A 12,496-nucleotide genomic window follows, 5' to 3' on the forward strand; every position below is an offset into this window, starting at 1 on the left:
GCGGGCTCGTCCAAGGAGTCACATGAACAAGCGGAGCCTGGTCCCTCCGGCCGGACCGGCACGTACGCTCGCCCTGGCCCAGCTGATCAGCAGGACCGGTGACGGCGCGTACTACGTGACGGCGGCCCTGTTCTTCACCCAGGTCGTCGGCCTGTCCGCGGCCCAGCTCGGCCTCGGGCTGACCATCGCCTGGACGGTGGCGCTGGCCCTGGGCGTGCCGCTGGGGCATGTCACCGACCGGCGCGGGGCGCGCGGGACGGCGGTGTTCTTCTTCCTGTGCGCCTCGGTCGCTGTCGGCTCGTACCTGTTCGTGCGCTCCTTCCCGCTGTTCGTGCTGGCCGCGTGTCTGTACGCGGTGGGGCAGCGCGCCGGCTCCGCGGCCCAGCAGGCGCTGCTGGCCGGGGTGGTGCCCAAGGAGGACCTCACCAAGGTCCGCGCCGTCCTCCAGGCCAGCTACAACGCCGGGCTCTCCCTGGGTGCCGCGCTCGGCGGCGTGGTGCTGCTGTTCGACACGCGCGGGGCGTATCTGGCGGCGTTCGCGCTGAACTCGGTGGCGTTCGCCGCGGGGGCCCTGGTGCTCCGGCAGGTGCCGCCGGTCACCCCCACCCCGGCGCCCGCGGCGGGCGAGCGGACGAAGTCGGTGTTCCGGGACCGGCCCTATGTCGCCGTCAGCCTGCTCAACCTGGTCCTCGTGCTGCACATGCCGCTGATCGACGTGGCGCTGCCGCTGTGGATCGTCGGACACACCGAGGCCCCGAAGTGGGTGCTGTCGGTGATGTTCATGCTCAACACGCTCGCCGTGGTGGTCCTCCAGGTGCGGGTGGCGCGCGGGGTGACCGACCTGTCGAGCGCGGCACGGTACGTGGTGCGTGGCGCGCTGCTGCTCGGCGCGGGCTGTGTCGTCTTCGCCTTCTCCGGCAGCGGCGGCTCCGCCTGGTCGGCGGTGCTGCTGCTGGTCGCCGCCGCGGGGGTGCAGACGGTGGGCGAGATGCTGTCGATGGCCGGGAGCTGGGAGATCAGCTTCGGGCTCGCCCCGGACGGCAAGCACGGCCAGTACCAGGCGTTCTTCGGGTCGGGGCTGACGGTGGCCGAGATCGTGGGCCCGCTCGCCCTGACCGGGCTGCTCGTCTACTGGGGCGCGCCCGGCTGGATCCTGCTCGGCGCCCTCTTCGTGGCGGCGGGCCTGGCCATGGTGCCGGTCGTGCGCTGGGGCGAGCGCACGCTGGCCCGCCGGGGGGAGGCGGTACCGGATGCCGCCGAGGCCACGCACCCGGCCGACGCCGCCGACACGACGCTGCCGGCCACCGGCTGACCAGGGACCAACGGGGAGGAACGCATGGGCTCGGACACGGGTACGACCGCGGGGGCGGGCGGCGGCAGCCGTACGGTGCTGCTCATCGGCGGGCGGGTGGAGACCGTCCGCAAGGCCCGGGGGCTGGGGCTGGACGTCGTCAACGTCCAGCGCCCCGACGAGTACCGGGCCGAGCACGCCGACCTGGTCCGCGCGGCCCTGCTGGTCGACTACACCGACTGGTCCGTGCTGCGGCCCCTGGTGACGGCCGCGCACCGGGTGTTCGGCTTCTCGGGGGTGGCGACCATCACCGAACCCGGGGTGGAGCCCGTCGGCCTGATCTGCGACACGCTGGGGCTGCGCGGCAACACCCACCACTGCGCCCGACTGCTGCGCGACAAGGCCGAGATGCGGCGGCACCTGGCGGGGCGGCCCGGCGCGGTCGCCGCCGCCGTGGCCGAGGACCGGGCCGCGCTGGCGGAGTTCGGGGCCCGGCACGGACACCCCTTCGTCGTGAAGCCGGTGGACGCGGCCGCCAGCTTCGGGGTGCGTCTGGTCGAGGGCCCGGACGCGGTCGAGGACGCCTGGCAGGCGGTCACCGCGCTGCGCGGCAGCACCGAGCACCCGTTCGCCGCCTACTTCCCGGTGGGGCGCTTCCTGATGGAGGAGTACCTGGACGGCCCGGAGTACAGCGTGGAGTCGCTCAGCTTCGACGGCCGGCACCTCCTGCTCGCCGTCACCGAGAAGAGCGTCGCCGACGGCTTCGTGGAGTCCGGGCACGCGCTGCCGGCCCGTCTGCCGACCGCCGACGAGCGGTCCGTACGGGACTGTGTCACCGCCTTCCTCGACGCCGTGGGACTGCGCCACGGTCCCGCCCACACCGAGGTGAAGCTCACCTCCCGCGGTCCCCGCGTGATCGAGTCGCACGGGCGGCCGGGCGGCGACCGGATCATGGAGCTGGTCGAGGCGGCGTACGGCGTCGACATCGAGGCGTACACCGTCGGCTGGGCCGCCGGGGTGCTGCCCGCGATCGAGACGCCCCCAAGGGCCCGCGCCGCCGCCGCGACCTGTTTCCTCACCGCCCGGCCCGGCCGGGTCACCGGCGTCGAGGGCGTCGAGGAGACACGGACGCACGAGGGTGTCCTCGGGCTGGACGTCACCGTGGACGTGGGCGGCACCGTACGCCCCCTCGAGGCGAGCTGGGACCGGGTCGGCCAGGTCCTGGTCACCGGCCCCGACACCGCGGCCGCGCTCTCGCTCGCCCGACAGCTCGCCGGGAAGATCACCGTGACCACCGAGCCGGCCCCGTGAGCGCACCGGTGGAGTCCAGGCGTCAGACGGCAGCGCGCGGTCCGTGCCGGCCCCGGGCCGTCCCGGCGCGCCCGGAGGCGGACGAACCGGTGCGCACGGACGGGGGTGAGCTGCGCGCCCTGCTGGAGAACCTCGACGGGCAGATCGTCGCGATGGTGCTGCGGCGGACCGAACTCGCCCATCACTACCACGCGTTGCGGCGCTCGGCGGGGCTGCCGCAGTCGGAGCTGGCGTGGGAGAACCAGGCACTGCGCCGGTACGCCGAGCAGCTCGGCGGCCGGGGCACCGACATCGGGCGGGCGGTGCTGGCGCTGTCCCAGGCCGCCCCGCCGCGACCCGGGACGGACGAGATGAACGGAGGAACACCATGGAAGGAAGACCCATCCGCACGGACAAGGGAAACGGAAGGCGCCCGCGGAGACCCGCCGCGATAAGCGACTGAAGTCTCCTGACGGGCGCCGGTGCCGCGGTTTCACGCAGCGATCAGAACCCCATGAATTCGGGGTGCTCGGTCAGCTTGTAGAAATGCTCGGCCGGATTGTCGATCAACTTCCTCCGGTCCAGGTCGATCAGACCGGCGACGCTCGACAGTTCGGCCGCCACGACGCCGTCGGCCCGGATGATCTGCTGCTCGACGTGGAAGATTTTACCTTCGCCCCACACCCACTTACACGTAACGTCGACTTCATCACCGCCACGCAGTTCGTTCCGGAACCGCATGGTGTTCTCAAGCACGGCCGGACCAATTCGGGTGGAAATCAACTTGTCCTGGGAGATGCCCGCGGCGCGCAGGCTCTCCCACCGTGCATGCTCGCAATATTGCAGGTAGATGGCCTGGTTGAGGTGTCCCTGCGTGTCGAGCTCGTACCCGCGGACGACGATTCGTACCTGAAACGGCTCTGTCATACTCGACGGCCCTCCTCCGGTTATTTTCTCACTTCATACCCCAGTCGCGATCTCCGTGCAACCATGCCTCGGCGGACCGGGACGCCGCGAAATGCCGAAGGAACGATGTATTCCGTTCATAAAAAGCGGAACTCTTCGGTAAGAGATTCCCATGTGACCCGACTCACACCAATATTCTGGTTGACTCCGAGGGGTGCGCCAGTGTTAGCGTCGATGCCGTAACCCGGCTGAGACGAGAATTTAATTCATGGATTCCTCGGCCCGCTGGAAACAGCCGTCATGGCGCCTAATGGAAAGCGAATCTGATGGCGGACTTAATCGGCATCCTGACAAGGATGTCCCGTAGACGTCCCGACGAGCCGGCGATCTCCCACAACGGACGTGAACTGAGCTACGCGCAACTGCTGCTCCAGGTCCGTGCGACGGCGACGCGGCTCGGCCCGTCGCCCGGGGTCGTCGCGGTGCTGACCGACCGCTCGCCGGCGACCGTCGTCGCCATGCTGGGCGTGCTCGCCGCCGGGGGCACCTACTGCCCCGTCGATCCGGCCTTCCCCGCCGCCCGGCAGCGGGCGCTGCTGGAGTCCGCCGGCTGCACGACCGTGATCGCGGCGCGGCCCGGGGCCTCGGTGCCCGAGGGCACCGAGGGCGTACTGCGCGTCCTGGCCGCCGAGCCTGCCGACAACCCCGGACCGGTCGACGACGGGCCGGCCGACGCAGGAGCGGTCGACCCCGAGCGTCCGGCGTACACCCTCTTCACCTCCGGCTCCACCGGTGCGCCCAAGCCGGTCCTCACCCCCCGGCGCGCCGTCGACGCCTCGGTCGCCTCGCTGCGCGAGCTCTTCGGCCTCGCGCCCACCGACCGCGTCCTTCAGTTCGCGTCGCTCAACTGGGACACCTGCTTCGAGGAGATCCTCCCCGCCCTCACCGCCGGCGCGACCCTGGTCTTCCACGACGAGGCGTACACCGGCTCGCTGTCCCGGCTGCTGAAGACCGTCGCCGCCGAGCGCGTCACCCTGCTCGACCTGCCCACCGCCTTCTGGCACGAGCTCGTCCGCCACCTCGCGGACGACGGGGCGGCACTGCCCGACTCCGTCCGGACCGTCGTCATCGGCGGCGAGGCCGTCGGCGCGGCCCGGCTGGCGGACTGGCGCGCCCTGGACACTGGGCACATCCGGCTGATCAACACCTACGGCTGCACCGAGACCACCCTGATCACCCACGCCGTCGACCTGCACGGCCCCAAGGCCCCGGACGACGCCGCCCGTTGGGGAACGGACGGCGGCCGGGTGCCCATCGGCGCCCCGCTGCCGCATGTCCGCGACGACATCGGCGACGACGGCGAACTGCTGGTCTCCGGACCCGCGCTGGCCCTCGGCTACCGGAACCTGCCGGAGGTCACCGCCGAGCGCTTCGTCACCCGCGAGGGCCCGGACGGACCCGAGCGCTGGTTCCGCACCGGCGACCGGGTCGGCCGGCGGCCGGACGGCCTCCTCGTCCACGAGGGACGGCTCGACGCGGAGATCAAGGTCCGCGGTATCCGCGTGGACCCCGCGGAGGTCGAGGCCCACCTGACCGCCTACCCCTCGGTCGGCGCCGCCGCCGTCGTGGGCACGCAGACCGCGGGCCGCACCACCATGGCCGCCTACCTCGTGGCCGGGTACGACCACGCGAGCGACACCCTCGCCGGGGACGTCCTGGCGTATCTGCGCGAGACCGTGCCCAACCACCTCGTGCCGCACCGGGTCACCGTCGTGCCCGAACTCGTCTACACCGCCAGCGGCAAGATCGACCGCGCCGCGACCCACCACCGGCACGCCCCCGCGGCCACGCAGCCGCGCCCCACGAACTGACCGGCGGCACACGGGCGCCGACCGGCGTACGGGCATCGCCCGGCGCACGGACACCGACCGTCGTACGGACACGGGCCGACGTACGCCATCGCCCGGCATCACGGCACCGCCCCGCATCACGGCACCGCCCCGCATCACGGCACCCGCCCACACGGCGCCGCCCAGCGGCCCGGCCCCGGCCGCGCCCCGCACCACGACATCAACGGCTCCCGTGCATCAACGGCAACACAGAAGAGGACAGTCGATGAGCGCTGACGACATGGTCGAGATCTTCCGACGCGTGCTGGAGACGGACGACATCACCGCGGACTCCGACTTCTTCCTGCTGGGCGGGGACTCCCTGCTCGGCACGCGCGTCCTGAGCGCCGTCGCCCGGGAGCGGGGCGTGGAGCTGTCGTTCGAGGACCTCCTCGACGCACCCACCCCGGACGCGCTGGCCAAGAAGATCGCGGGCGTGACCCGGTGAAGGTCCTCGTCGTCGGCGCGGGCCTGGCCGGCCTGACCGCCGCCACCGACCTCGCCGCCCGGGGCGTGGACGTCCAGGTGCTGGAGGCGCGCGACCGGGTCGGCGGCCGGATGCACGGCATCGAGGTGGCGCAGGGCAGCTGGGCCGACGCGGGCGCCGCCTACCTGGGCGAGCGGCACACCGAACTGCTGGCACTGATGGCCGAGACCGACCTGAAGGCCGTACCCACCACCATGGAGGGCGCCAGCCGGTTCGCCCTCACCACCCCGGACGCGACCGCTCCGGACGCGCGGAGCGTGCCGGGCCGCTTCCCGCCGCTGAGCGGGGTCGCGCTGGGCGAGCTCTTCGACCTGCTGGACGAGGTGACGCGCACGGTCCGCGTCGACGCGCCCTGGCTGACCCCGGACGCGGAGCGACTGGACTCGACCACGGCCGCCGTCTGGGCCGAGGAGAACCTCCGTCACCCCGATGCCCGGCTGTTCTTCCCGCTGTTCCTGGGCGAGATGATGGCGGCCGCCCCGGCCGACGTCTCCGTCCTGCACATGGCGTTCTACCTGCGCTCCGGAGGCGGCCTGCGCTACCTCAACGCCTTCGCGGGCGGCGCCCAGGAGTCGCGGATCGACGGCGGCGCCCACCGGTTGTGCGAGGTGCTGGCCGCCCGCCTCGGCGACCGCGTCCGGCTCGCCGAACCGGTGCTGGCCGTGGAGCAGGACGGCGACGGCGTCACGGTACGGACCGCGGGCGGCGCGTACCCGGGCGACGCCGTGATCGTCGCCGTACCGCCGGTCCTCGCCGACCGGATCGACTTCCGGCCCGGCCTGCCCGCGCCGCGCTCCAGCGAACGCACGGCGCCCGGCTGCGCGGTGAAGGTGCACCTCGTCCACCCCTCGCCGCTGTGGCGGGAGATGGGTCTGTCCGGCTGGTCGGTCAGCTCGGACGGACCGCTGCTGTCCACCGTCGACGACTCGCCCCCCGGCGGCGTGGGCGTCCTGACCGGCTTCGTCACCGGCGAGGAGGCCAAGCGGTACGCGGTCCTGCCCCTGGCCGAGCAGCGCGCCGCCGCCGTCGCCCAGGCCGCCCGGCTCTTCCCCGGGTTGCCCGAGCCGATCGGCTTCCACGTCACCGACTGGCTGGACGAGCCCTACAGCCGCGGTTGCTACGCGGCCCTGTTCGGCCCCGGCGACTGGATCGCCCAGGGTCCCGGACTGACCCGCCCGCACGGCCGCGTCCACTGGGCCGGCACGGAGACGAGCACAGAGTTCTTCGGGCTGATGGAAGGCGCCATCCGCTCCGGCCACCGGGCTGCCGCCGAGGCCGCCCACGATCACCCGACCTCAGGGAGCGCACTGTGAGCGACCTCAGCCCCATAGCCCCGCTGTCCGTACGACAGCAGTTCATGACCGACCCCACCCTGGGCGCCGGCAACTTCCTCCAGAAGGCGCTGGAGGCGAACCCCCACAACACCGTCCCGTACGCCTACAGCCACTCGACGGACCACCGGGGCCAGGTCGTCCTGCGCGGCCACAGCCTCACCGACCTCGCCGCCCTGCGCGACCGGTACGCCCGCTGGTACCGGGCCAACGGCGTCAAGCCGGGCGAGCCGGTGGCGGTGTTCGTCGCCGAGGGTCTCGAACCGCTGCTGCACTTCCTGGCGCTGACCGCTCTCGGCGCGATCCCGGCGATGATCAACAACGCCATGCCGGAGCGCACCGCGGTCCGCTACATCGACCACGTCGGCGCGGTCGGCCTGGTCGCCGACGACCCGACGCGGCTGGTGGCGGCGTACCGTGCGGACGGCAACCGGCGCCGACCGCGCTTCGTCGTGCCGACCGCGGAGATCCGGGCGTACGACCCCGAGGACGCCGCGCTGCCGGACGCGTACCCCTACCGGCACGACGCCGACGAGGTGGTCGCGCTCATCCACTCCTCCGGCACGACCGGCACGCCGAAGTCGACGATGCTCGCCCACCGGCAGTTCTGGGAGGGCAAGCAGCCGCGCATGGAGCGGTTCCCGGCCCAGCCCGAGGACCGGCTGATGTCCCTCATGCCGCACACCCACGCGGGCGGGCTCAGCTACTTCCTGACCGCCACCCTGCTCGGGCTGCCCACCGTCGTCATGGGCGACTGGCGCAGGCGGGCCGTGGAGCCGGTCATGGAGGCCTTCCGGCCGACCATGGTCGCCTCGTTCCCGCGCACCTTCGTCGAGCTGGCGACGGGTGAGCTGCCGGTCGAGGGCGCCGCCCGGGTGCACAGCTGGTTCAACACCGGCGACGGCGCCCACCACGGCCACATCAGGCGACTGGTGCAGCTCGGCGAGCGGCCCGCGGGCCTGATCAAGCCGTGGCTGCTGCCCCGCGGCCACAGCGGCGAAGAGCCCCTGCCCGGCTCGCAGTTCATCGACGGCCTGGGCTCGTCCGAGATGGGCATGGCCCTGTTCGGGCAGGTCACCACGCCGGAGTCGGAGCGCAACGACCGCTGCGTCGGCAGGCCCACCGAGGTCGTCACCGCGGCCGCGGTCCTGGACACCGAGGGCAACGAGGTGCCCGTCGGCACCGTCGGCCTGCTGGCCGTCAAGACACCCTCGCGCACCCCCGGTTACTGGAACGACCCCGAGCTGACCCGCAGCTTCGAGCTCGACGGTTACTGGCTGACCGGCGATGTCGCCCGCAAGGACGAGGACGGCAACTTCTACCACCTCGACCGGACCGTGGACGTCATCGACACCGAGGAGGGTCCCGTCTACAGCCTCCCGATCGAGGAGGTGCTGCTCGCCGACTGCGGCGACGTGGTCCAGGACTGCGCCGTCGTCGGCGTGCCCGCGGCCGACGGCCGGGGGCAGCGCCCGATCGCCGTGGTGCGGCTCCAGCCCGGGGTGGCGGAGCCCTCCCCCGGCGAGCTGCTCGCGCGGACCGGCAAGGCGCTCGCCGCGGCCGGACTGGAGCAGCTCGCCGCGGTGATCGTCGCGCGGGACCTCGCCGACTACCCCACCGGGGTCACCGGCAAGGCCCTCAAGCGTGAGCTGCGGACCCGCTGGGCCACCCTCCTCACCGACCCCGGCTCCGCGTCCACCGACGGCTGAGGTCCCGAGCCGTCGCCGGCCCGGCCCCGATCCGTCCGAAGTCGTCACATCGAGCGAAGGTTGAACTCCCTCATGCTGGAGAGCGACGGCACAACCCTGTGCGTGATCGGGGCCGGGCCGCGAGGTCTGTCCGTCGTGGAGCGCGTCTGCGCCAACGCCGCGGCCACCGGGCAGCGGACCGTGCTGCACCTCGTGGATCCGTATCTGCGGCTGGGCAGCCGGGTCTGGCGGGTGAACCAGCCCCCGATGCTGCTGATGAACACCGTCGCCTCACAGGTGACGATGTTCACCGACGAGAGCGTGACCTGCGAGGGGCCCGTCTCGCACGGCCCGAGCCTGTACGAGTGGGCGAGGCTGCTGGAGCGGCTGGAGCCGTTCGTCCCCTACCCGCCGCACGTGTACGAGGAGGCCGCCCGGCTCGGCCCGGACTCCTACCCGACCCGGGCCCTGTACGGGCGCTATCTGGGCTGGGTGTTCGACCGACTGGTGCGCACCGTCCCCGACCACATAGCGATCGAGCCGCACGGCACGCCCGCCGTGTCGGTCCGCGACGAACCGGGCGGCACGCAGACGGTCACCCTGGCCAACGGCACCCGGTTGACCGGCCTGGACGCCGTCGTGCTGGCGGTGGGTCACGTCGACATGCCGCTGACCGGGCCGGAGCAGGAACTGGACGCCTTCGCCGCGCGGCACGGCCTCGGCTACATCCCGCCCGGCAACCCCGCCGAGGCACCGCTGGAGCGGATCGCCCCCGGCGAACGGGTCGCCCTTCGGGGTATGGGGCTGAACTTCTTCGACCACATGGCGCTGCTCACCACCGGGCGCGGCGGCTCCTTCGCCCGCGAGCGGGGGACGCTGCGCTACCGGCCGTCCGGCGACGAACCCGTGCTGGTCGCCGGGTCCCGGCGGGGCGTGCCGTACCACGCCCGTGGCGAGAACCAGAAGGGAGCCACCGGGCGCCACCACCCCCTGTTCCTCACCGAGCGGGTCATCGGCCGGCTGCGGGCGCGGCGCCGGGCGGGCGAGCCGGTCGGGTTCGCCCGGGACGTGTGGCCGTTGGTCGACCTGGAGGTCCGGGCCGTCTACTACCACGCGCTGATCGCCCAGGAGCGCGGCCGGTACGACGCGGACGTCTTCCTCGGCGAGTACGGGGCGGCCGTCGGCGCGGACCCGGACGGTCGTACCGCCATCGGCGCGGACGCGGACGCTCGTGCGGCCGTCGGCGCGGACACGGCCGGTCTCGCGGACGCGGGCGGTGTCGCTGCCGTCGGCGCGGACCCGGGCGGCGGCACGGCCGGGTCGGAGGCCGAGCGGCGGCTGCTGCGCAGGTTCGGGGTCCCCGACGCCCTGCGCTGGGACTGGGAGCGCGTCTCCCGTCCGTACGGGGAACGGGAGTTCACCGGCCCGGCGGACTTCCACGACTGGCTGCTGGAGCATCTGCGCCAGGACGTGCGGGAGGCGCACCGCGGCAACGTCCGGGGTCCGCTGAAGGCCGCCCTGGACGTGATGCGCGACCTGCGCAACGAGGTGCGGCTCGTCGTCGACCACTCCGGCATCACCGGCGCCTCCTACCGCGACGACCTGGAGTCCTGGTACACGCCGCTCAACGCGTACGTCTCCATCGGGCCGCCGCCGGCCCGCATCGAGGAGATGGCCGCGCTGATCGAGGCCGGCGTCCTGCACGTCGTCGGCCCCGGTATGACGGTGCGCCCGTCGGCCGAGGGCAAGGCGTTCGTCGTGGGCTCCCCCCGGGTCCCCGGCTCCGAGCAGGAGGTGTCGACGCTCGTCGAGGCGCGGCTGCCGCAGGTCGACGTGCGCACGACGGGGGATCCGCTGCTGCGGGACCTCATGACGCAGGGGGCCGCGCGCGCCTACGCGATCGCCGGCGCCGCCCGCGACGGCGACAGCCACCGCACGGGCGGGCTGGCGGTCACGCAGAAGCCGTACCGGCTGGTGGAGTGGTCCGGGACCGTGCATCCGCGCCGGTTCGCCTTCGGCATTCCCACCGAGTCGGTCCACTGGGCCACCGCGGCGGGCATCAGGCCCGGCTCGGACTCGGTCATCCTCGGCGACGCGGACGCCATCGCCCGGGCCTGCCTGGCGGCGGGCCCGGCGGCCCGTCTCGCCCGGCCCGTCGCCACCGTCGAAGGAGACTGACCATGGACCTGGAACACCTGTCCGGCGAGGACGCCCCCGGCCTCGACGCCGGTGTGCTGTCCCCGGTGTGGGCGGGCCACGGGGACGGCCTCTCCGACGAGGCGTGGGTGGCGGCCATGCTCGACGTGGAGGTGGCGCTCGCCCGGGCCCAGGCGCGGCTCGGGGTGGTGCCCGAGCAGGCCGTCGTCGCGATCGAGGCCGTCGTACGGTCCCGGCCCGTCGAGCCGGCCCGACTCGCCCGCCGGGCCCGGGCCTCGGCCAATCCCGTCGTCGAACTCGTCCGTGCCCTCACCGAGGCCGTCGCCGCCCAGGATCCGCAGGCCGCCGAGTTCGTGCACCGGGGCGGCACGAGCCAGGACATCCTGGACTCCGCCGCCATGCTGCTCGCGGCCCGGACCCTGACCCGGATCGACGCCGACCTCGGCAGGACCGCCGACGCGCTGGCGCGGCTGGCCGCCGAGCACGCCGCGACGCCCATGGCCGGCCGTACGCTCACCCAGCACGCGGTCCCGGTCACCTTCGGGCTGAAGGCGGCGGGCTGGCTCACCCTGGTGCTGGACGCGAGCGACCGGGTCCGCCGGGTGCGGGCGGCGCTGCCCGCCCAGCTCGGCGGCGCCGCCGGGACGCTCGCCGCCTACCAGGAGTACGCCCGGCTGGCCGGTGCCGCCCCGGCGGGTCACGCGGCCGCGCTGACCGCCGCGTTCGCCGCGGAGCTGGGACTGCGCGCGCCCGAGGCGCCCTGGCACACCGTGCGCACTCCACTCGCCGACCTCGGCTGGGCCGTGGTCGCCGTCACCGGCGGCCTCGGCAAGTTCGCGACCGACGTCCTGGGGATGGCCCGCACCGAGGTGGACGAGGTGGCGGAACCGGGCGCCGAGGGCAGCGGGGCTTCCTCCGCGATGCCGCAGAAGCGCAACCCCGTGCTCGCCACGATGATCGTGTCCGCGGCCCGGCAGGCCCCCGCCCAGGCCCTGGTCCTCGGGCAGGGTCTGCTCGCCGAGGACGAACGCTCCCCGGGCGGCTGGCAGTCGGAGTGGCAGCCGCTGCGCGAGGCGCTGCGGCTGGCCACGGGCGCCGCGCACACCGCGGCCCGGCTCGCCGAGGGGCTGGACGTCTTCCCCGACCACATGCTCCGCAATCTGCGCCTGACCGGCGGCGCCGTCGTCTCCGAGCGGCTGAACGCGGTCCTGGCGCCGCTGCTCGGCAAGGCCGCCGCGAAACGGCTGCTGGCCGATGTCGCCCGCGAGGCCGTCACCACCCGCCGCTCCTTCGAGGAGGTACTGGCGGCCGCGCCCGGCCTGTCCACCGAACTCCCCGACGGCACCAAGCTCGCCGACCTGCTCGACCCCGCCAACTATCTAGGGGCGGCCGAGGAGTTGGTGGAGCGCGTGCTCCACCGACATCGCGGCCGCCCCACATCGAACGCTGAGGACTGA

The 12,496-nt window shown here is 73.6% G+C and carries 10 protein-coding genes; 9 read left to right on the forward strand and 1 reads right to left on the reverse strand.

Features of this window, described 5'->3' with window-relative positions:
• Positions 1–22 precede the first annotated feature (22 nt).
• The 3 genes from ACZ60B_RS31800 to ACZ60B_RS31810 all read left to right on the forward strand — a co-directional run bounded on the left by ACZ60B_RS31800 (position 23) and on the right by ACZ60B_RS31810 (position 3,036).
• Entirely contained in the window at positions 23–1,312 is a 1,290-nt protein-coding gene (locus tag ACZ60B_RS31800) for an MFS transporter (protein ID WP_469393078.1), read from the forward strand.
• A gap of 24 nt (positions 1,313–1,336) precedes the next feature.
• Positions 1,337–2,602 carry an ATP-grasp domain-containing protein gene (locus ACZ60B_RS31805; RefSeq protein WP_469393080.1) on the forward strand — a complete coding sequence of 422 codons (1,266 nt, stop codon included), beginning with the start codon at positions 1,337–1,339 and terminating at the stop codon, positions 2,600–2,602.
• Positions 2,603–2,691: 89 nt separating this feature from the next.
• On the forward strand, positions 2,692–3,036 hold the full coding sequence (locus ACZ60B_RS31810) for a chorismate mutase family protein (protein ID WP_469393082.1): 345 nt from the start codon (positions 2,692–2,694) through the stop codon (positions 3,034–3,036).
• A gap of 49 nt (positions 3,037–3,085) precedes the next feature.
• Here the strand turns inward: ACZ60B_RS31810 and ACZ60B_RS31815 are convergent, their stop codons facing one another.
• On the reverse strand, positions 3,086–3,508 hold the full coding sequence (locus ACZ60B_RS31815; protein WP_469393084.1) for an acyl-CoA thioesterase: 423 nt from the start codon (positions 3,506–3,508) through the stop codon (positions 3,086–3,088).
• 335 nt (positions 3,509–3,843) lie between these two features.
• Here ACZ60B_RS31815 and ACZ60B_RS31820 point away from each other — a divergent pair, with 335 nt between their 5' ends.
• From ACZ60B_RS31820 to ACZ60B_RS31845, 6 genes are all read left to right on the forward strand, one after another.
• A complete protein-coding gene (locus ACZ60B_RS31820) occupies positions 3,844–5,358 on the forward strand; it encodes an amino acid adenylation domain-containing protein (protein ID WP_469393086.1) in 1,515 nt (504 codons plus the stop codon).
• A 244-nt stretch (positions 5,359–5,602) separates the two neighbouring features.
• A complete protein-coding gene (locus ACZ60B_RS31825) occupies positions 5,603–5,824 on the forward strand; it encodes a phosphopantetheine-binding protein (RefSeq protein WP_469393088.1) in 222 nt (73 codons plus the stop codon).
• Positions 5,821–7,176 (forward strand): flavin monoamine oxidase family protein, encoded by a 1,356-nt coding sequence (locus ACZ60B_RS31830; RefSeq protein ID WP_469393089.1) that lies wholly within the window; start codon positions 5,821–5,823, stop codon positions 7,174–7,176. Before ACZ60B_RS31825 ends, ACZ60B_RS31830 begins: the two co-directional genes overlap by 4 nt.
• A complete protein-coding gene (locus ACZ60B_RS31835; RefSeq protein ID WP_469393091.1) occupies positions 7,173–8,903 on the forward strand; it encodes a class I adenylate-forming enzyme family protein in 1,731 nt (576 codons plus the stop codon). The genes ACZ60B_RS31830 and ACZ60B_RS31835 overlap by 4 nt, the downstream gene beginning before the upstream one ends.
• Positions 8,904–8,975: 72 nt before the next feature.
• Positions 8,976–11,060: an FAD/NAD(P)-binding protein gene (locus ACZ60B_RS31840; protein WP_469393093.1), complete on the forward strand. Its 2,085-nt coding sequence runs from the start codon at positions 8,976–8,978 to the stop codon at positions 11,058–11,060.
• A gap of 2 nt (positions 11,061–11,062) precedes the next feature.
• Positions 11,063–12,496: a class-II fumarase/aspartase family protein gene (locus ACZ60B_RS31845; RefSeq protein WP_469393095.1), complete on the forward strand. Its 1,434-nt coding sequence runs from the start codon at positions 11,063–11,065 to the stop codon at positions 12,494–12,496.

It is taken from the genome of Streptomyces sp. NPDC104096, assembly GCF_055584385.1.